Source organism: Microbacterium sp. (assembly GCF_035556355.1).
GTDB lineage: Bacteria > Actinomycetota > Actinomycetes > Actinomycetales > Microbacteriaceae > Microbacterium.
On the sequence record NZ_DATMFG010000015.1, the window covers coordinates 14,723 to 34,093 of the forward strand.

Sequence of the window (19,371 nt, forward strand, 5' to 3'; positions counted from 1 at the left end):
GCGGAATGCGCTCGACTAGGGTGTGAGCGACCGCCAGGGGAGGAGTCGTATGGAGACCTGGCCCGGATCGGCCTACCCGCTCGGGGCGACCTTCGACGGGAGCGGAACGAACTTCGCGCTGTTCAGCGAGGCCGCCGAGAAGGTCGAGCTCTGCCTGTTCGACGAGACGGGGGCCGAGACCCGCGTGCCGCTCGTCGACGTCGACGCGTTCGTGTGGCACGCGTACCTGCCGAACGTGCGACCCGGGCAGCGGTACGGGTACCGCGTGCACGGCGAGTACAACCCGGCCGAGGGCAAGCGGTTCAACCCGAACAAGCTGCTCCTCGACCCGTACGCGAAGGCGGTCGAGGGTCAGGTGCGGTGGAACCAGTCCGTGTTCGGCTACGACTTCGGCGACCCCGATTCCCGCAACGACGAGGACTCCGCGGCGAGCATGATGAAGGCCGTCGTCGTGAACCCGTTCTTCGACTGGGCGGGCGACCGCCAGCCGAAGACCCCCTATGCCGAGTCGCTCATCTACGAGGCGCACGTGAAGGGACTCACGATGCTGCATCCGGCGGTTCCCGAAGAGCTGCGCGGCACGTACAGCGGCCTCGCGCACCCTGCCGTGATCGAGCACCTGCGCAAGCTCGGGGTGACCGCGGTCGAGCTCATGCCCGTGCACCAGTTCGTCAACGACGACACGCTCGAGCAGAAGGGCCTCTCGAACTACTGGGGCTACAACACGATCTCGTTCTTCGCGCCGCAGAACACGTACGCGTCGCCCGGTGAACCCGGCCGGCAGGTGCAGGAGTTCAAGGCGATGGTGCGGGCGCTGCACGCGGCCGGAATCGAAGTGATCCTCGACGTCGTCTACAACCACACCGCCGAGGGCAACCATCTGGGTCCGACCCTCAGCATGCGCGGCATCGACAATGCCGCGTACTACCGACTCGAAGAGGACGACAAGCGGTACTACACCGACTACACGGGCACGGGGAACAGCCTCAACGTCTCGAGTCCGCACTCGCTGCAGCTCATCATGGACTCGCTGCGGTACTGGGTGCTCGAGATGCACGTCGACGGCTTCCGCTTCGACCTCGCCGCGACGCTCGCGCGCGAGTTCTACGACGTCGACAAGCTCGCGACGTTCTTCGAGCTCGTGCAGCAGGACCCCGTGGTGTCTCAGGTGAAGCTCATCGCCGAACCGTGGGACGTGGGCCCGGGTGGGTACCAGGTGGGGAACTTCCCTCCGCAGTGGACGGAATGGAACGGCAAGTACCGCGACACCGTGCGCGACTTCTGGCGCGGCGAGCCCGCGACCCTCGGCGAGTTCGCGTCACGGCTCACGGGGTCCGCTGACCTCTACGAGCACTCGGGGCGGCGGCCCGTGGCATCCGTCAACTTCGTCACCGCCCACGACGGGTTCACGCTGCGCGACCTCGTGTCGTACAACGAGAAGCACAACCAGGCCAACGGCGAAGACAACAAGGACGGCGCGGACGACAACCGCTCGTGGAACTGCGGTGTGGAAGGACCCACCGACGACCCCGCCGTGCTCGAACTGCGGGCGCGGCAGCAGCGCAACTTCCTCGCGACGCTGCTGCTCAGCCAGGGGGTGCCGATGCTGCTGCACGGCGACGAGCTCGGCCGCACGCAGCAGGGCAACAACAACGGCTACGCCCAGGACAACGAGCTGACGTGGGTGCACTGGGACGCCGTCGACCAGCCGCTCGTCGAGTTCGTGTCGGCGGTGTCGAAGCTGCGGCGGGAGCATCCGACGTTCCGGCGCAGCCGGTTCTTCGACGGCCGCCCCGTCAAGCGCGAGGAGGGCGCACCGATGCCCGACATCGCGTGGCTGCGACCCGACGGCACGCAGATGCAGCCGGAGGACTGGGACTCCGGGTTCGGCCGTGCGGTGGGCGTCTTCCTCAACGGGGGCGGCATCCGCGAGCGGGATCGGCGCGGACAGCCCATCGAGGACGTGCACTTCATGGTGCTCTTCAACGCGGGCGACGAGCCGGTCGACTTCCGCATCCCGGCCGCCGAGGCGAGTCCGCAGTGGGACGTCATCGTCGACACCGCCGGTCGCCAGGCGGGCGTCACGACACTCGACCCCGGCGAGGTCGTGCCACTCGAGTCGCGGTCGATGCTCGTGCTGCAGGAGCACACCGAGGAGGAAGTCGAACCCGACCACTCGGTCGCGGCGTCGCTCGCGGCGCTCGGCGAGAGCCGGGCCGAGGACATGCCGGCGAAGGCGCCGCGCATCGAGGCGCAGCGCGACACGCGCTGACCCGGCACGCTGCCCGGTCGAGGGCGAACGGCGCGGAAGGAGAGCGGATGCGCATCCCACCGGCTTCGACGTACCGGATGCAGGTGCGCGCGTCGTTCGACCTCGACGCCGCGGCCGACGTGACCGACTACCTGCGCGACCTCGGCGTCGACTGGGCATACGTGTCGCCGCTGCTTCGCGCGACGTCGGGCTCGGACCACGGCTACGACGTCGTCGACCCGACCGAAGTCGATCCCGAGCGCGGAGGAGCGGCGGCGCTCGAGCGGTTCGCGATCGCCGCGCGGCACGCGGGTATCGGGATCCTCGTCGACATCGTGCCGAACCACATGGGCATCTCGCGCCCGGAGCAGAACGCGTGGTGGTGGGACGTGCTCGAGCACGGCCGCGCATCCCGCTGGGCCGAGGCGTTCGACATCGATTGGGACGAGGGCGGCGGAAGAGTGCGCGTGCCGATCCTGGGTGCGGAGCTCGAGGAGGCGATCGCCGACATCGTCGTCGACGCGGATGCCGGCGTCGTGCGCTACTTCGACCACGCGCTGCCTCTCGCGCCCGGCTCCGCCGATGACGGGGCGGATGCCGCGACGGTCCTCGACCGGCAGCACTGGCAGCTCATGGACTGGCGGCGCGAGGCGACCGACCTCAACTATCGGCGCTTCTTCGCGGTGTCGACGCTCGCCGGGCTCCGCGTCGAGCTGCCGTGGGTGTTCGACGCCGCGCATGTCGAGGTTCTGCGATGGGTGCGCGACGGGCTCGTCGACGGGCTGCGCATCGACCATCCGGATGGCCTCGTCGACCCGGGCGCGTACCTCGAGCGCCTCGCCGCCGAGACGGACGGCGCGTACGTGCTCGTCGAGAAGATCCTCGAGCACGCGGCGACCGAGCACCCCGAAACCCTCCCCGCGTGGTGGCATGCCGACGGCACGACCGGGTACGACGCGATGGCCGAGATCGACCGCGTGCTCATCGACCCGGCCGGCGAAGACGCGCTCGACGCGCTCGACGCACGACTGCGCGCCGAGACGGGGCTCGCGCCCGCGCAGGAGTGGCCCGACCTGATCCACGACACGAAGCGCATGATCGCCGACACGATCCAGGTCGCCGAGATCCGTCGGCTCGTGCGGTGCCTGCCGACCGAGCTCGCGAGGAACCGGGAGGCAGCGGATGCGCTCGCCGAGCTGCTCGCGTGCTTCCCGACGTATCGCTCGTACCTCCCTGCGGGGAAGGAATGGCTCGAGCAGGCGGCGGCCGACGCATCCGCCCGTCGCCCCGACCTCGCCGCGACCATCGCGTCCCTCGTTCCCGTCCTGTCCGACCCGTCGCACGAGGTGGCGCGACGCTTCCAGCAGACCACCGGGCCCGTCATGGCGAAGGGCGTGGAAGACACGGCGTTCTATCGCGCGACGCGCCTCGGCACGCTCACGGAGGTGGGCGGTGACCCGAGCGTCTTCTCGCTGTCGGCGGACGGGTTCCACCGCGCGTTCGCGCGGCGCCAAGCGGCGTGGCCGGGCTCGATGACGGCGCTGTCGACGCACGACACGAAGCGGGGAGAGGATGTGCGCGCGCGGCTGTCGGTGCTCGCCGAGATTCCGGAGCACTGGGCCGACGTGCTGGGGCGCCTGCGCGACGTCGCCACGACGGGCCACGGCCCGTTCGACAGCCTGCTGTGGCAGGCGATCATCGGGACGTGGCCGGCCTCGCCCGAGCGGCTGCACGCATATGCGGAGAAGGCCGCGCGCGAAGCCGCGGAAGCGACCGGGTGGCTCGATCCGGAGCCCGAGTTCGAGAGGCGGATGCACCGGCTCGTCGATGCCGCCTTCGGAGACGCTCGTCCGATCGTGGACGACTTCGTCGGCGAGATCGCGCCCTTCGGATGGTCGAACTCGCTTTCCGCGAAGACGCTGCAGATCGCGGGGCCCGGAGTGCCCGACGTGTATCAGGGATCGGAGCTGTGGGAGACGAGCCTCGTCGACCCCGACAACCGTCGTCCTGTGGACTTCGCCGTGCGGCGCGAGCTGCTCGCGCGCATCGATGCGGGTTGGCGGCCTCCGATCGACGAGACGGGGGCCGCGAAGCTGCTCGTGACCTCGCGCGCGCTGCGGCTGCGGCGGGAGCGCCGCGAGCTGTTCACCCGCTACACGCCCATGACCGTCGTGGGGGATGCCGCCGGCCATGCGGTGGCGTTCGATCGGGGCGGTGCCCTCTCCGTCGCGACGCGTCTGCCCGTCGGCCTCGACCGGCGCGGCGGTTGGGGTGACGCTGTGCTCCTGCGGCACGCCGGCCCGACGGTCGACGCGTTCACGGGTCGTCGGTTCGAGGGAGCCGAGGTCGAACTGCGCCACCTGCTCGCGACGTATCCCGTGGCACTGCTCGTGTTGGAGGACGACGCATGATCGGGGTGTGGGCTCCGCGCGCCGAGCGCGTCCGGCTGCGGCGACCCGGCCAGGACGATGTCGAGCTCGAGAAGGCGGATGCCGGATGGTGGGCCGCTGACGTCGAGCTCGCTCCGGGCGATGAGTACGGATTCGTGCTCGACGACGCGGATGCCCTGCGACCCGACCCGCGGTCGCGCCGCCAACCGCGGGGCGTGCACGAGGCATCCGCCCATTTCGATCCCTCTGTGTTCTCGTGGACCGACGGCAGCTGGACGGGGCGCCAGCTCGCGGGGGGCATCGTGTACGAGCTCCACATCGGCACGTTCACACCCGAGGGGACGCTCGACGCCGCGATCGGCCGGCTCGACCATCTCGTGGAGCTCGGGGTGACGCACGTCGAGCTGCTGCCTGTCAACGCGTTCAACGGCGAATGGAACTGGGGCTACGACGGCGTGCTGTGGTACGCCGTGCACGAGGCGTACGGGGGCCCTGAGGCGTATCAGCGCTTCGTCGACGCGGCGCATGCGGCGGGGCTCGCCGTTGTCCAGGACGTCGTCTACAACCACCTCGGCCCGAGCGGCAACTACCTTCCGGAGTTCGGCCCCTACGTGCGGGACGCCGAGCGCAACACCTGGGGCGCGTCGATCGACCTCGACCAGCCGGCGGTGCGCGCGCACATCATCGAGAACGCGCTCATGTGGCTCGACGATTACCACGTCGATGCGCTGCGCCTGGACGCCGTGCACGCGCTGAAGGACGGGTCGGAGAAGCACCTGCTGCGCGAGCTCGCCGAGCGGGTCGACGCACTGTCGGCGCGCCTGGGTCGCCCGCTCACGCTCATCGCCGAATCCGACCTGAACGACCCGACGCTCATCCTCCCGCGCGAGGCGGGTGGCTACGGACTGACCGCACAGTGGAGCGACGACTGGCACCACGCGGTGCACGTCGCGCTCACCGGCGAGACAGCCGGATACTACGCCGACTTCGCCGCCCCCGATGCTCTCGCGAAGGTGTGGACGCGGGGGTTCTTCCACGACGGCACGCACTCGTCGTTCCGCGGACGCGAGCACGGCAGCCCGATCCCCCAGGACGTGCCCGCGTGGCGACTCGTGACATTCGCGCAGGATCACGATCAGATCGGCAACCGGGCGACGGGAGACCGTCTGTCGCAGACCCTCTCGACCGATCGGCTCGCGGTGGCGGCCGTGCTCACGATGACGGCGCCAGGCACTCCGATGCTCTTCCAGGGCGAGGAGTGGGGAGCGTCGACCCCGTGGCAGTTCTTCACGTCGCACCCCGAGCCCGAGCTCGGCGAGGCCACCGCGAAGGGTCGTATCGGGGAGTTCGCGCGCATGGGGTGGGATGAATCCGTCGTGCCCGACCCGCAGGATCCCGAGACCTTCCGGCGGTCGAAGCTCGACTGGTCCGAGGCATCCGCCGGCGATCATGCCCGCCTGCTCGAGCTGTACCGTGCGCTCGCGCGGCTGCGCCGCGAACGCCCCGAGCTCACCGACCCGTCCTTCGCATCGCTCGGTGCCGAACTCGTCGGGGGAGAGGGGACGGATGCGGCGCACCGCGCCTTCCGGCTCGGGCGAGGCGCCGTCGAGATCCTCGTGAACCTCACCGGAGGGGAGATGCTCTTCGCCGTGCCGAAGCTGTCGCGCGTGCTGCTCACGACGTCGGCGCGCGTCCACGTCGCGGAGGGGATGCTCGCGGTGCCGCCCGATGCCGCGGTCGTCGTGGGGCCCGAGCTCCGTCGGTGACGGGAGGGGTCAGCGCACCCCGAGGAACGAGCGGTCGGTGAGCACGATCGGTCCGTCGTCGGTGATCGCGATCGTGTGCTCGGAGTGGGCGCCGCGCGAGCCGTCGGCGCTGCGGAGGGTCCATCCGTCGGGGTCGGTGATGAGCTTGTCGGTCGTCTGGAGGAACCACGGCTCGAGTGCGAGGACGAGCCCTGCGCGCAGCGGGAAGCCGCGGCCCGGCTTCCCGTCGTTCGGCACGTGCGGGTCGCCGTGCATGACGCGTCCGACGCCGTGACCGCCGAAGTCGGTGTTGATCGAGTAGCCGTTGCCGTGCGCGATCTCGGCGATCGCGAAGGAGATGTCGCCGATGCGGTTGCCGACGGTCGCCGCCGCGATCGCCGCGTCGAGCGCTCGCTCCGTCGTCTCGATGAGGGCGAGGTCCTCGTCGCGCGGCGTGCCCACGATGAACGAGACGGCCGAGTCGGCCACCCAGCCGTCGATCGACGCGGCGAAGTCGAGCGAGACGAGGTCGCCGTCGCGCAGGACGTAGTCGTGGGGGAGCCCGTGCAGCACCGCGTCGTTGACCGATGTGCAGATGACCTTGCCGAACGGGCGTGCGCCGAACGAGGGGTGGTAGTCGATGTAGCAGGACTCCGCGCCCGCGCGACGGATCATGTCGTGCGCGCGGCGGTCGATCGCGAGGAGGTTCGTGCCGACCTTCGTCTCATCGCGGAGTGTGGCGAGCACCTCCGCCACGAAGCGCCCCGCGGGTCGCATCGCCTCGATCTCGGCCGGGGTGCGCAGCTCGATCATGCTCGTCCTCTCGTCCCTTCCATTCTCGCCGATGAATGCGGTCCGTCCGCCCGGGGCGCACCGCGGCGCCTGGGAGGATGCCGCGCAGAGACACCCGGCGCTCCCGCGAGCCCGCGCGTCGGCGTAGCATCGGTGCTATGTGGCTGCGGCGCGCGTTCTATGGCTGGCTGATCCCCGCCGCCTTCCTCCTGCCGCTGTGGCTGCTCGTGGGCTGGGCCGTGTTCGACGCGGGCGGGTGGGGCTTCCTGTGGGTGCTCTTCATCGCGATTCCGTCCGTCTTCCTCGGCCAGCTCATCCTCACGCTCCTCGTGCGCGCCCGCGGCACGGTCCGCGCGCAGCGCGCGGTCTCATGGTGGGACGTCGGCGGATTCACGCTGTGGCATGCGCTCACGATCGCGCTCGGATTCTTCAACCCGGCGTGGTGGGCACCCGTGTTCGTCGTCACGATCGTCGTGGGGATCGCGATGTTCTGGCTCGAGCTGTGGCAGCTGTGGCGCGAAGCGCGCCCGTCGGGCCTGGTGCTGCATGCGACCGGCGGCATGGCATACATTCCGCCGCCTGCTCCACGCGTGACGACCGAGTCGGCCGACGAGGTCATCATCATCGCCGAGAACCGCTCCGAGCGCTGACGCGGAGCCTCCCGGCCGCGGTTTTGGCGGGGTGTGGCATCCATGGCAGAATGGTTGTTTGTGCCCCGCCCAGGCTCTGCCTCAGGGGAGCCCGTCGTCGAAGCCTCACGGCCGGCGGCTCCGGGCGCACACCGAATCCTCACATCCATTCATCCCGCGGTCGACCTGTGGCGGCCGCAGAGAGAGCACGATCATGCAGATCCTCGACACCGTCGATGCGGCCTCGCTCCGCAACGACATCCCCGACTTCGGCCCCGGTGACACCGTCAAGGTGCACGTCAACATCACCGAGGGCAACCGCTCCCGCATCCAGGTCTTCCAGGGCGTCGTTCTGGGCCGCTCCGGCGACGGCGTGCGCGAGACGTTCACGGTCCGCAAGATCAGCTTCCAGGTCGGCGTGGAGCGCACCTTCCCGGTGCACTCGCCGGTGATCGACCGCATCGAGGTCGTCACGCGCGGCGACGTCCGTCGCGCCAAGCTCTACTACCTGCGCAACCTGCGCGGCAAGAAGGCCAAGATCAAGGAGAAGCGCGAGAACTGAGTCGCTTCGCCTCGAACGCCCCGGATCCTCGGATCCGGGGCGTTCTGCGTTTCGCGTTGTGGAGTTCGGCAAGGAGGATTCCGCGCGAATATGGGAACCTTGTTCCAGCGGTTCTCCGAGGTTCGGCGAGCCGGCGAAGGGCTTCATGACGACCGAGAAGACGGCACCGGCCGAACCGATCGAGACGACGCACAGCACGCGCGGCTCAGCCCAGCGCGCGCGTCGTCGCAGCTGGCTCGTCTTCGCCCGCGACGTGATCATCATCGTGATCGTCGCGGTGCTCGTGTCGTTCCTCGTCAAGACGTTCCTCGTGCGATCGTTCTACATACCGTCGGGCTCGATGGAAGAGACGCTTCACGTGAACGACCGCATCCTCGTCGATGAGATCACGCCGCGCTTCGGCGGCTACTCGCGCGGCGACATCGTCGTGTTCCGCGATCCGGGCGGATGGCTCGTGCCCGACACGTCGCCGCAGCGGCCACCGGTCGTCGAGGCGATCGAGTGGGTGCTGTCGCTCGTCGGCCTCGCCGCACCCGACAGCGACGATCACCTCGTCAAGCGGATCATCGGACTGCCGGGCGACCACGTCGTGTGCTGCAACGCGATCGGCCAGATCACCGTCAACGGCGTTCCCGTCGACGAGTCCGACTATCTCGATCTCCCGTCGGCCGACTCGCCGGCGTCGGCCGACTCGTTCGACGTGGTCGTGCCGGACGACAGCCTGTGGGTGCTCGGCGACAACCGCAACCGCTCGCGGGACTCGCGCTACAACACGGATCAGCCCGGCAAGGGCTTCGTGCCGCTTGAGAACGTCGTCGGTCGCGCGTTCCTCATCACGTGGCCGTTCGATCGGTTCGGCACCCTCGACTTCCATCACGACGTGTTCGCGGGAGTGCCCGAGCCGCAGCCTGTCGAGGAAGGCGGCGCATCGCCGTGATGGCCGTCGCCGAGCCCCGTCTGACGCTCGAGCGGCGCCTGCTCCGCGAGCGTCCATTCGTCATCGCGTGCGACGAGGTCGGCCGAGGCGCCCTGGCCGGCCCCGTCGCGGTCGGCGTCGCCGTCGTCGATGCGGCCCGCGCGCGCAAGCGCGTTCCGACCGGGCTGCGCGACTCCAAGCTCGTCCCCGAGCCGCGACGCGCCGAGGTCGCCGGCCGCGCAGCCGAGTGGGTGCTGCACAGCGCCGTCGGCTGGGCCAGCTCGGCCGAGATCGACGACATCGGGATCATGCGGGCGCTCGGCCTCGCGACGGCGCGGGCACTCGCCGACCTGCGCGCGCACGGCGTCGTCCCGGAAGAGGCGATCGTCATCCTCGACGGCAACTACGACTACATCACGCCCGCGGGCGAGCGCGGGCTCACGGTGCGACCCGTGATCAAGGCCGACCGCGACTGTGCGAGTGCGGCCGCCGCATCCGTCATCGCCAAAGTGGCCCGCGACACGCTCATGGTCGGCCTGCACGACGAGCTGCCCCAGTACAACTGGGCGAGCAACAAGGGCTACGCGAGCCCCGATCACCGGGAGGCGATCCGCGAGCACGGCCTGAGCCCCCACCACCGCGCGTCCTGGTCGATCGGCGACGCTCCGACACTCTTCTGATCGCGGTCGAGCCACCGGATGCCCCGGCGCACGCGGCCGGGACGCGGCAGGGTCCGGCGACTCTAGGATGGACTCATCATGGATGACGAAGTCTTCGAGGACTACGACCGCGAGCTCGAGCTTGCTCTGTACCGGGAGTACCGCGACGTCGTCTCGCAGTTCCAGTACGTGATCGAGACCGAGCGCCGGTTCTACCTCGCGAACGAGGTGAATGTCGTGCGTCGTGACACCGAGCACGACTTCTACTTCGAGATCTCGATGAACGACGTCTGGGTGTGGGACATCTACCGCGCCGATCGCTTCGTCAAATCCGTGCGAGTCCTGACCTTCAAGGACGTCAACGTCGAAGAGCTGTCGCGTCGCGACTTCCATCTTCCCGAGGAGCTGTCACTCGACACGTGACATCTGTTCCTCCCCGGGAGGCCGTGCACGGAGGCTTTCCACCGCCGCGCCTTCGTGAGCCGCCCGGTGAGCGCCCGCCCGCGAAGCTGGGGGCATGGCAGACAAGGACGTGCTCGGGCGGGCGGGTGAACAGCGCGCTGCGCGCTACCTCGAGTCCCGCGGATACGCGGTGCTCGACCGCAATTGGCGTTGCAAGGAGGGCGAACTCGACCTCGTCGTGGCCGACGACAGCACGCTCGTCGTGGTCGAGGTCAAGACTCGCCGTTCCGATGGATTCGGTGATCCGCTCGAAGCGGTCGACGCGCGCAAGCGGCGACGCCTGTGGCGCCTTGCCACCGCATGGATCGCGGCGCATCCCGATGACGTCCAACGTCGCCGGCTGAGGCTCGACGCGATCGGGTTGACGGGGCCGGATGCGGCGACCGCCCGCCTCGACCACCTCGAGGACATCTGGTGACCGTCGCGCGCACGATGGCGGTCGCCCTCGTGGGCGCCGACGGCGCGGTGGTCGAGGTCGAGGCGGATCTGTCGCGGCAGACGCCGGAGTTCCGGATCATCGGCCTTCCCGACAAGGCGCTCGGAGAGGCGGTGCAGCGCGTGCACAACGCGTGCGAGAACAGCGGCCTCCCGTTGCCGCGACGGCGCCTCACCGTGAACCTGTCACCGGCGTCACTGCCCAAGCAGGGTTCTGGTTTCGACGTCGCGATCGCGATCGCGTCGCTGGCGACCGAGGTGCCGATGGATGCGGCATCCGTCGCGGCGACCGCGCACGTGGGGGAGTTGGGACTCGACGGGCGGCTGCGCCCCGTGCCCGGCGTATTGCCGGCCGTGCTCGCGGTGGCGCGCGCCGGCATCACGCGGGTGGTCGTCCCGCATGCGAACGCCGACGAAGCGCGACTCGTCGAGGGGATCGATGTGCTCGGCGCGGTGAACCTCGCCCAGGTCGCGCGATGGCACGGCGCGGATGCCGAGGTGCCCGACCAGGAGCCTGTCCCCGGGCGTGCGGAGCACGCGCCCGACGACGAGCCGCTCGACCTGCGGGACGTCGTCGGCCAGCGCGAGGCGGTGGAGGCGCTCGTCGTCGCGGCGGCGGGCGGGCACCACGTGCTCATGAGCGGCCCGCCGGGGGCGGGCAAGACGATGCTCGCGCGACGGCTGCCCGGAATCCTTCCCCCGCTCGACGATCGAGCCGCACTGACGGTCGCGTCGATGCGTTCGCTCTCCGGCGAGCCCGTCGCCCACCTGTCGCGCGTCGCGCCGCTGGAGGCTCCGCACCACAGTGCGAGCGTCGCTTCGCTCGTCGGCGGCGGGTCGCGCGGCGTCCGGCCGGGTGCGATCGCCCGCGCGAGCGAGGGGGTGCTGTTCCTCGACGAGGCGGGGGAGTTCCCCGCGACGGTGCTCGATGCGCTGCGCCAGCCGCTCGAGAGCGGGTCGATCGTGATCCATCGGACCGGCATGACGGCCACGTTCCCCGCGCGGTTCCAGCTCGTCGTCCTTTGTGTGCGACTGGATACTGTCCATGGTGACTGAGCAGCCAAGTGCTGCCCGCGGTCAGCAAGCGCACGTCTATCGAAAATAGGCGTCAACGGGCGAGACGCGATCATCGTCGAAGCGCACCGCCGGGGGCCTTCTCTGACCCGGCGACCCTCGAGAGTGCCCGTCAGCTCGCAGGACACGATCACGACACGATGTCGATCCCGGGCGAACACGACGATTCTGTGCAGAATCAACCTGGAATACGCGACAACGAGCAGGAGATGGAAATGGTCAATCACGACGACTTCTGGTCGCGTAAGCAATCGGCAGCGGTCCTGAAACACGCGGTGCTGGGCAATTACCTGACACCTTTCGTGGCGATGACGGCCGGCGAACGTTCCGACTACCGCGCCTGGTACGTGGATGCCTACGCGGGCCCCGGCGAATACGCCGCCGAAGACGGCGAAAAGGAGGGGCAGCCGGGCTCGCCGATCGTCGCACTGGGCACCGCCCGCAGCCTCGCCGAGAAGACCCCGCCGAGGGATCTGCAGTGCGTCTTCATCGAACAAGACCCCGCCCACGCACAGACCCTCTCCGCCGTCGTGCAGCGCAGCGCCGCACGACGGAAGGCGCGGGTCATCCAGGGAGCCGCCCAAAGCGAGCTGACCGGAGTGATAGCCGCGATGGGCAAAGATCCGGCGCTGACGTTCCTCGACCCCTACGGCACCGCACTGCCGTACTCACTGATGCGGGATGTGATCCTCGGCCGCGACGCGAAAGCAAACGAGGTCCTGCTGAACCTCAACATCACCACCTTGTGGCGGATCGGCGGGATCCTCGGCAGTGGCAGGAAGCTCACCGCCGCCGACCAGAAGACCGTCGACCTCCTTGATGTGTTCCTCGGCGAGTCGTCCTGGCGAGACGTTTTCCTCAGCACGTTCCGGCGCGGCGTCCCCGGCTCCGCGGCGACGGCGGCGCTGGCGGTCGCCGAGCACTTCCGAGACTGCGTCAAACGCGACACGGGGTACGAGTCATTCGCGATCGACGTACGCAAGGCACCTGGGCATGCGCCGATCTTCCAGCTCACGTTGTTCTACCGAAGCGGCTACGCCGCCTACAAGTTCGCCGACGCCGCCAGTCACGGACACGAGCAGTGGCGCGAATTCAACATGCGCACCGAAGCGCGTAAGAACGGCGTGCTGTTCGCCGACGCGCTCCTGGCGGAGGATTTCAGTGAGGAGTCTTTCGCGGCCGAGTTCAAGACCACCGAAGACAAACTCCATCTCGATCTGGTCCGCACCATCGAAGCGAACATCCGCGACCTGATGCTCACGCGAACCCGGGTAGCGCTGAACAGTGACGCCGACATCAAAGCCGTATACGGCGAGGCTCTGGGCATCGGGCGGGAGAAGCACCTGCGCGCGGCCTGGGACAGCCTCGCCAAACAGGGCGTGGTCCAGCCGCGGGTGAAGTCCGCGAAAATGCACCACGCACGCATCGAGCGTTTCGGAACCGCGCCCGCGCTGCGCTAGTTCTCCCGCCGTCGAACCGCCTGTCAGGCGATGGCGCGGCGCGGGTGCGCGGGCATCTGGTTCCACACCAGCCCGTCCAGCTCGCGGCCTCCGGCTTTCGGCGTGCGCCCTCCCCACTGCTTGTGGAAGAACGGCACATCCTCGGCCACGCACTGGTCGCGAATCTGCCGCACCCACTCCGCTTCGAGAGGCCGGGCGCCGGGCCCAGACTCACCACCGGTGATGACCCAGTCGATGCCGTCCAGGTTCAGACCGTCCAGCGGCCCCAGCAGTGGCTCGCACGATAGGAACCGCACCGCCGCCGGCACCTGACGCAGATGGTCGACCCGGTTCAAATGCGCAGCGTCTTCAACGCTGACACCGAGCCACAGGTTGCTCGGCCAGTCCAGCTTGTCCGCGATCCGCGGCAGCCGTGAGGACCGCTTCGTGAGCACCTGATAGGTGTGCTGCGGAGTGTCGGCGATCACCTGGAACACGCGCCGCACGAATTCCAGCGGCACCTTCGCGTGGAACAGATCGCTCATCGAGTTCACGAACACCACCCTGCGCCCGCCCCACCGATACGGCTGCTGCAGGGCACTTTCATGAAGAGTCAGCGCGAACCCTGGCCCGGACGTGCGCGGATCGCCGTCGGCCTGGTACTTCTCCGCCCCCATCGCCTTGAGTCGCTTCGCGAGCGTCAGCGCGTAGCAGTTGTCGCACCCAGGGGAGACCTTGTCGCACCCCGTCGTGGGGTTCCAGGTCACCTCGGTCCACTCGATGCCGGTCTTCTTCACCACGCCGCACCCTCGATTCACGTTACGTAGTTGACGTTACGAATTATCTGTATATTATCAGCGTGAGCGCCATCCAGCCAGAGCCTCTGCGGCAGCTTTCACGTGTCGTGTTCGGTCAGGAGCATCGGCTCGAGTTGATGCTTGCCATCGCCGATAACGGTGACGGCGTGGTCACACTCGGCCAGATGGCCGCGGTGCTCGGTGTGTCTCCGAGCAGCATCCAGAAGCCGTTCCATGCGCTGGTTGAAGCCGGCATGCTGACGTCCGTACGGACCGAGGATCCGCGGCGGAAGTTCTATCTCGCCAACAACAGCTCCGGATGGGCGTGGGCGCGTGAGCTCGCCGCGCACGCGGAGGTGAGCACCGTGAAGGGTGCGCCCGGAACCTCGAAGGCGTAACTGTTCCCGGAGCGCTGGCCCGGGCTTGTCCGAGCCGGGACATCCGAGCGTGACCGCGAGGTATCGTGCCCACATGGATTGGCTCGACGCTTCCGCTCAGCCGCGGTGCCCGGACGATGGCACCGTGCTGCGAGTCAGGGACGGTCAGTATCGCTGCGCCTGCGGACACGTAGAGCCGCTGACAGACGTCGAACGGCCACCGGACGACGCCGGCATCATCGAGTTCCCGAGTGAACGCCGTGGGTGAGAATCTTCCGCATCCGTTCGTCGCTGACGGTCGTTCACGACGGATCAACGTGAAGACGCAAGCTCACCACGGCGCGACCGCTCCCGAGCTGCGAAGACGACAGCATTTCGGGTGGACGATACGGCTGGGCAAGTACGCGCTCCGTCTTACCGGCGAGCAGTGCGCGCTGCCTGGAAGCAGCTGACCAATGTTCTACCTACGCCGCGAAGACCTCGGTGAAACGGATTTGGGAAGCATGCGCCTGGCGGTTCGTCGACGACGACTACCGCATCTATTCCGACGCCTACGTTGAGCAGCAACGCGACTCGGCACTGCAGAACGTCGATCTGAACACGGCGTCCTTCGCCCACCTCGACCCGGCAGAGTTCGAAACGCGCTCACGTCCGCTCGGGCAGTCGCCCCTTCGTTCGAGCCCGTGAGCGACCTCGATCAATGGGAGGCCGTCAGCGGCGTCTCCATCAAGGTGCTCGACGATTGCAGGCAGGACTACGTCGGCCAGGCGCTGGACTGCCGTGTAGGTCCCGCCTGGTGTTGGGCATTTTCGCGGCCAATGGCATGGATCTGGCGCGTATACCATCTCGGACTCGCGCCGGAAGAACTGTCCAGCGCGGGGCTAGACGCGTGACGCGGGGTTCGCTCGTACGACGATTCGGCTCAGTTCGTTGGGCTGGGTCGTCGTCTCTCGCCGGGAGCTCGAGTGGCTGCGCGCGGCGCGGCTGGACAATCAGCGGGGATCGATGCGGAGCGTGGTCTGCTTCGCGATCTCGCTGGTGATGCGCCGCGTGGCTTCACCGTTGCCGTACTTGGCGGCGTAGGCGGCGTCGATCTGCGCGTCGTGGTCGGCATCGCGTGTGAAGCGAACGTCGCGGGTCTCGTCGGCCCAGGCGATCACGCCCTCGTGGTGATGAGAGACTCCGCGGTACCACTGTCCCTCAGGGCCACGCACCGAACGGGCGTACAGGACGCCGTCCACGACGACGTGCCAGATGATCGTGAGGGTCCGTGTCGTGCCGTCTTTGCGGCGTCCCGCGACCCGGACCTCGTTCGCGTGGTCCAGTGCGTCCAGTTCGTCCGTGGTCCAGGCGGCCATGTCGGGTCCTCTCGTCGTCTCCTCCCTGATCCAAGATCACCGGTCCGCATCGCGCAAGCGGGAAGAGGTGTGCCGTCAGCCCCTCCCTCGATCCCCCTCGACGCGCCTAGCGTGGTGGCACTCACCAGGAGGAGGAACCGCGTGGATCGTCGGACCCTGCTACGCGCCATGGGCGCGCTCGGCGTGGCCACCGCGACTGGGGCGTTCACGGCGTGCGCCCCCTCGCGTCGAGAGGAAGAGGACATGACACAGGATTCGCCGCGCGACTCCGCCTCGCCGACGACGCCGGCCGGGACTCCGACCGGACCCGAGCGCGTGCTTGTGGCGTATTTCTCGAGGCCGGGCGAGAACTACTACTACGGCGGGCGCATCGATCTCGAGATCGGGAATACCCAGGTGGTTGCGGAGATGATTGCGGCTGCTGCGACGGTGGGCGTGTACCGGATCGAGGCCGCGGACCCGTACCCGGAGGACTACGAGGAGACCGTCGCCCGGAACGTCCGCGAGCAGGATGCCGACGCCCGCCCCGAGATCGCCGGGGACCTGCCGGATCTGTCCGGCTACAGCACGGTGCTGCTGGGAAGTCCGATCTGGAACGTGCGGGAGCCGATGATCATGCGCACGTTCATCGAGAGCGTGGACCTCGCTGGCAGAACGATTCATCCGTTCCTCACGTTCGCCGTCAGCGGCATGGGTCAGGTCGAGCGGAACTACACGGAGTTGCTGCCAGAGGCGTCGATCGGCGAGGGCCTCGCGGTGCAGGGTGAAGAGGCCGCCGAGGCACGCCCTGATGTGGAGGCCTGGCTGGGGCGTATCGGACTGCTCGCCTGACGGTGTGCTCGCGATCGGGAGCGAGGTTCAGTTCTCGGCCGGGAAGTCGGTGCTGCGGCTGAGGTGCTCCCACGCGTCGATCTCGGCGCGCTGCCGGTCCAGTTCCGCGCGGATGACCTCGACGGCATCGCTGCCGAGGAGCAGCCGCAGGGGTGGATCGGCCGACTCGGCGATCGTGATCAGCGCCTGGGCTGCGCGCGCCGGGTCGCCGGGCTGGGTGCCATGGGTGCGGTCGTTCTCCTTGCGGCGCAGACCCGCGGTGCCGGCGTAGTCATCGATCGGCGTCGCGGACTGCTGTAGGGAACGCCCGGAGAAGTCGGTGCGGAACGCGCCCGGCTCGACGACGACGACCCGCACGCCCAGCGGCGCGACCTCCATGCGCAGGCCGTAGGACATGCCCTCGAGCGCGGCCTTCGTCGCCGAGTAGTAGCCGGAGCCGGGGTTGGACATCCGGCCGGCGATCGAAGAGATGTTGATGATCGTGCCCGAGCGGCGCCGCCTCATGCCCGGCAGCACCTGCTTGATCAGGTCGACGGGGCCCGCGAAGTTCGTCTCGAACAGCTCCTGCACCTCGTCCGGCTCGCCCTCCTCGACCGCAGCGCGATAGCCGTGGCCGGCGTTGTTGACGAGCACGTCGACGTCGCCGAAGTGCTCATGCGCCTGCTGGGCGACCGCGAGGACCTGCTTGTGGTCGCGCACGTCCAGCGGGAGCGCGAGGGCGGTGTCGGGGTGCGCGGAGACGATCTCGGACAGCGTCTCGGGGGTGCGGGCGGTGATGACGGCGTTGTGGCCGGCGTCGAGGACTGCCTCGGCCAGCGCGCGGCCGAGACCGGACGAGCAGCCGGTGATGAGCCAGGTGGACATGATTTTCCTTCGTGATGTCGTGCGCGGACGGGGTCAGTCGGTTGCGTCGGTGCTGCGGCTCAGCGCCTCAAAGCGGGCGACGTCATGCTGCTCGGCCCGAGCGAACGCGCTGTAGCCCTCGAAGGCGTCGCTGCCGAGCAGAAGCAGGGCGGGAGGCTCCGCTGCCGCGGCGGCCTTGAGGATGGCGTGCGCGGCCTTCTTCGGGTCGCCCCGTTGAGGGCCGAGGGCCGTGTCCCCGTTTCGGCCGAGCGCTTCGTCGTAGTCTGCGATGTGCACTTCGGACTTCCGTGCGGAGCCGCCGCGGAAGTCGGTGCGCAGGGACCCGGGCTCGACGACCATGACGCGGATCCCGAGCGAGGCGACCTCCTTGCGCAACGATCCCGATACAGCTTCCAGCGCGGCCTTCGCTGCGGAGTAGTAGCCGCCGCCGGGGAGGGTGATCTTCGCGCCGATCGACGAGATGTTGACGATTAGCCCGGAGCGGCGGGCACGCATGCCGGGCAGCACCGCTTTGATGAGCGTGACGGGGCCGGTGAAGTTGGTGGCGAACTGCTCAGCGACGGCGTCGTTCTCGCCTTCCTCGACGGCGGCCGTGTACCCGTAGCCGGCGTTGTTGACCAGCACGTCCACTCCGCCGAAGCGTGCCTCTGCCGCGGCCACGGCGTCAACGATCGAGGCCGGGTCGGTGACGTCCACCCGCACGGTGAGCACGCGATCCGGGTGCTTGCCCTCCAGATCGCGGATCGACTTCGGGTCCCGGGCCGTGGCGACGACACGGTGCCCCCTGGCGAGTGCCTCCTCGGCGATGTCGCGGCCGAGGCCTTTCGAGGTGCCGGTGATCATCCAGGTGGCCATGCTGGTCGCCCCTCAGGAGTTGTCGACGGCGAACGGGAAGGTGCGCGTGTTGAGCTGCTCGGGGTCGGGGCCGCCGCGCAGTCCGGTGTCGAGTGCGTCGATCGCGGCGAGCTCTGCGGGTTCGAGGGCGAAGTCGAACACGTCGATGTTCTCGGCGATGCGGGACGGGTTGACCGACTTCGGGAGGGCGCTGCGACCCTGGTCCAGATGCCAGCGCAGCACGACCTGGGCGGGGGACTTGCCGTACTTGTCGGCCAGGTCGGTGATCGTGGGGTTCTCGAGCACGTTGCCGCTGCCGGGGGCGTCGGCGGGCCGGTAGCGGTGGATGCCGCCGATCGGCGACCACGCCTGCGTGACGATGCCGAGCGTCGCATGAGCGTGCTGGACGGTCGCGTTCGTGAAGTAGGGGTGCAGCTCGACCTGGTTGATCGCGGGCACGACGTCGACCTTCTCGAGCAGGCGGGTGAGGTGGTCGGGGCTGAAGTTCGAGACGCCGATGGCGCGGGCCTTGCCGGCCTCTACCATCTTCTCCGCGACCTGGTAGGCGGCGATGGTGTCGTCGAAGTCGGCCGGGGTGGGCTGGTGCAGGAGGTACACGTCGACGTAGTCCACGCCGAGGCGCCGCAGGCTCGCGTCGAAGCCGACCTGGGCCTTGTCGGCGCCGTAGTCGCTGATCCACAGCTTGGTCTCGACGAACAGCTCGGCTCGGTCGACGCCGGACCGGCGGATCGCCTCGCCCACCTCGCGCTCGTTGCCGTACGAGGCGGCGGTGTCGATGAGGCGGTATCCGTCGGCGATGGCCGTGGTCACGGCCGCGATGGTGTCGTCGGGCGGGGTCTGGAAGACGCCGAACCCGAGGGCGGGGATCTCCAGTCCGTTGTTCAGCGTGAGGCGGGTCTGTTCGGTGGTCATCTGATGCTGCCTTTCGTGGAAAG

The 19,371-nt window shown here is 68.9% G+C and carries 19 protein-coding genes; 13 read left to right on the plus strand and 6 right to left on the minus strand.

The genetic code is table 11. The features are described from left to right. Positions 1-49: 49 nt before the first annotated feature. From glgX to treZ, 3 genes are read left to right on the plus strand one after another with little or no spacing between them, the layout of a single operon-like run. Positions 50-2,272 carry a glycogen debranching protein GlgX gene (gene glgX, locus VNR19_RS02820; protein WP_325723690.1) on the plus strand — a complete coding sequence of 741 codons (2,223 nt, stop codon included), beginning with the start codon at positions 50-52 and terminating at the stop codon, positions 2,270-2,272. A gap of 47 nt (positions 2,273-2,319) precedes the next feature. Then, on the plus strand, positions 2,320-4,662 hold the full coding sequence (gene treY / locus VNR19_RS02825) for a malto-oligosyltrehalose synthase (RefSeq protein ID WP_325723692.1): 2,343 nt from the start codon (positions 2,320-2,322) through the stop codon (positions 4,660-4,662). Beyond that, entirely contained in the window at positions 4,659-6,407 is a 1,749-nt protein-coding gene (gene treZ, locus VNR19_RS02830) for a malto-oligosyltrehalose trehalohydrolase (RefSeq protein ID WP_325723694.1), read from the plus strand. The genes treY and treZ overlap by 4 nt, the downstream gene beginning before the upstream one ends. A 9-nt stretch (positions 6,408-6,416) precedes the next feature. Here treZ and map read toward each other — a convergent pair whose 3' ends face one another. Next, the gene (gene map / locus VNR19_RS02835) at positions 6,417-7,199 is read right to left on the minus strand and encodes a type I methionyl aminopeptidase (protein ID WP_325723696.1); all 783 of its coding nucleotides are present in this window, start codon (positions 7,197-7,199) and stop codon (positions 6,417-6,419) included. A gap of 137 nt (positions 7,200-7,336) precedes the next feature. Here map and VNR19_RS02840 point away from each other — a divergent pair, with 137 nt between their 5' ends. The 8 genes from VNR19_RS02840 to tcmP all read left to right on the plus strand — a co-directional run bounded on the left by VNR19_RS02840 (position 7,337) and on the right by tcmP (position 13,375). Next, positions 7,337-7,828, plus strand: coding sequence for an MFS transporter permease (locus VNR19_RS02840; protein ID WP_325723698.1), 492 nt, complete (start codon positions 7,337-7,339; stop codon positions 7,826-7,828). A gap of 193 nt (positions 7,829-8,021) precedes the next feature. After that, positions 8,022-8,369: a 50S ribosomal protein L19 gene (rplS, locus tag VNR19_RS02845; protein ID WP_325723700.1), complete on the plus strand. Its 348-nt coding sequence runs from the start codon at positions 8,022-8,024 to the stop codon at positions 8,367-8,369. Positions 8,370-8,514: 145 nt separating this feature from the next. Next, complete coding sequence (lepB, locus tag VNR19_RS02850) at positions 8,515-9,306, plus strand: signal peptidase I (RefSeq protein ID WP_325723702.1); 792 nt, start codon at positions 8,515-8,517, stop codon at positions 9,304-9,306. After that, positions 9,306-9,965, plus strand: coding sequence for a ribonuclease HII (gene rnhB / locus VNR19_RS02855; protein WP_325723704.1), 660 nt, complete (start codon positions 9,306-9,308; stop codon positions 9,963-9,965). Before lepB ends, rnhB begins: the two co-directional genes overlap by 1 nt. A gap of 78 nt (positions 9,966-10,043) precedes the next feature. Further along, positions 10,044-10,367, plus strand: coding sequence for a DUF2469 family protein (locus VNR19_RS02860; protein ID WP_325723706.1), 324 nt, complete (start codon positions 10,044-10,046; stop codon positions 10,365-10,367). A gap of 94 nt (positions 10,368-10,461) precedes the next feature. Continuing rightward, positions 10,462-10,824, plus strand: a complete 363-nt coding sequence (locus tag VNR19_RS02865) for a YraN family protein (protein ID WP_325723708.1) — start codon at positions 10,462-10,464, stop codon at positions 10,822-10,824. Beyond that, the gene (locus tag VNR19_RS02870; protein ID WP_325723710.1) at positions 10,821-11,897 is read left to right on the plus strand and encodes a YifB family Mg chelatase-like AAA ATPase; all 1,077 of its coding nucleotides are present in this window, start codon (positions 10,821-10,823) and stop codon (positions 11,895-11,897) included. The genes VNR19_RS02865 and VNR19_RS02870 overlap by 4 nt, the downstream gene beginning before the upstream one ends. A 158-nt stretch (positions 11,898-12,055) precedes the next feature. Beyond that, positions 12,056-13,375, plus strand: coding sequence for a three-Cys-motif partner protein TcmP (gene tcmP, locus VNR19_RS02875; RefSeq protein WP_325723712.1), 1,320 nt, complete (start codon positions 12,056-12,058; stop codon positions 13,373-13,375). Positions 13,376-13,398: 23 nt separating this feature from the next. Here tcmP and VNR19_RS02880 read toward each other — a convergent pair whose 3' ends face one another. Then, positions 13,399-14,154 carry a DUF5131 family protein gene (locus VNR19_RS02880; protein WP_325723714.1) on the minus strand — a complete coding sequence of 252 codons (756 nt, stop codon included), beginning with the start codon at positions 14,152-14,154 and terminating at the stop codon, positions 13,399-13,401. A 59-nt stretch (positions 14,155-14,213) separates the two neighbouring features. Between VNR19_RS02880 and VNR19_RS02885 the strand changes: the two genes are divergently transcribed. Further along, positions 14,214-14,549, plus strand: coding sequence for a winged helix-turn-helix domain-containing protein (locus VNR19_RS02885; RefSeq protein ID WP_325723716.1), 336 nt, complete (start codon positions 14,214-14,216; stop codon positions 14,547-14,549). A gap of 971 nt (positions 14,550-15,520) precedes the next feature. Here VNR19_RS02885 and VNR19_RS02890 read toward each other — a convergent pair. Next, complete coding sequence (locus tag VNR19_RS02890) at positions 15,521-15,886, minus strand: DUF2255 family protein (protein ID WP_325723718.1); 366 nt, start codon at positions 15,884-15,886, stop codon at positions 15,521-15,523. A 243-nt stretch (positions 15,887-16,129) separates the two neighbouring features. On the opposite strand from VNR19_RS02890, the gene VNR19_RS02895 reads away from it, so the two are divergent. Next, positions 16,130-16,717, plus strand: coding sequence for a flavodoxin (locus VNR19_RS02895; protein WP_325723720.1), 588 nt, complete (start codon positions 16,130-16,132; stop codon positions 16,715-16,717). A 27-nt stretch (positions 16,718-16,744) separates the two neighbouring features. On the opposite strand, the gene VNR19_RS02900 is transcribed toward VNR19_RS02895, so the two are convergent. The 3 genes from VNR19_RS02900 to VNR19_RS02910 are packed head-to-tail and all read right to left on the minus strand — an operon-like array spanning position 16,745 to position 19,348. After that, positions 16,745-17,581, minus strand: coding sequence for an oxidoreductase (locus VNR19_RS02900; RefSeq protein ID WP_325723722.1), 837 nt, complete (start codon positions 17,579-17,581; stop codon positions 16,745-16,747). A 33-nt stretch (positions 17,582-17,614) separates the two neighbouring features. Continuing rightward, positions 17,615-18,436: an oxidoreductase gene (locus VNR19_RS02905; protein WP_325723724.1), complete on the minus strand. Its 822-nt coding sequence runs from the start codon at positions 18,434-18,436 to the stop codon at positions 17,615-17,617. A gap of 12 nt (positions 18,437-18,448) precedes the next feature. Next, a complete protein-coding gene (locus VNR19_RS02910) occupies positions 18,449-19,348 on the minus strand; it encodes an aldo/keto reductase (protein ID WP_325723726.1) in 900 nt (299 codons plus the stop codon). Positions 19,349-19,371 lie beyond the last annotated feature (23 nt).